This window comes from Tritonibacter sp. SIMBA_163 (assembly GCF_046535935.1).
Lineage (GTDB): Bacteria > Pseudomonadota > Alphaproteobacteria > Rhodobacterales > Rhodobacteraceae > Epibacterium > Epibacterium scottomollicae.
The window spans coordinates 1-257 of the sequence record NZ_JAWJBP010000778.1 but is presented as its reverse complement, the minus strand read 5'-3'; the positions used below and the strand labels follow the sequence as shown (position 1 = coordinate 257).

1 protein-coding gene is annotated in these 257 nt (G+C 37.4%); it reads left to right on the top strand.

Annotation, left to right across the window (positions count from 1 at the left end):
* Positions 1 to 257: hypothetical protein (locus R0J92_RS24440; RefSeq protein WP_411053590.1), on the top strand; the 257-nt coding region annotated here is incomplete at both ends.

Sequence of the window (257 nt, the reverse complement as noted above, 5' to 3'; positions counted from 1 at the left end):
CCTGATATTAGAGGGATGGCATCCGATTAAAAGATCATTAAATGCCCAACTGCTTATTCAAGATAAAGAGTCACACTTACTTTCAATTACAGAGCAGAAAATCAATGAAGACGGCATCTATTTAGGGACCGATTTTGCTCCTGTTTATGAAATGGACAAAAAACGTGAATACGAAGAAAGCATGCATCGAATTATAGAGCTTCTCTATGAAGAAGGATATAGAGGTGTGGTTGGAGTCGATTCGATTATTGATGAAG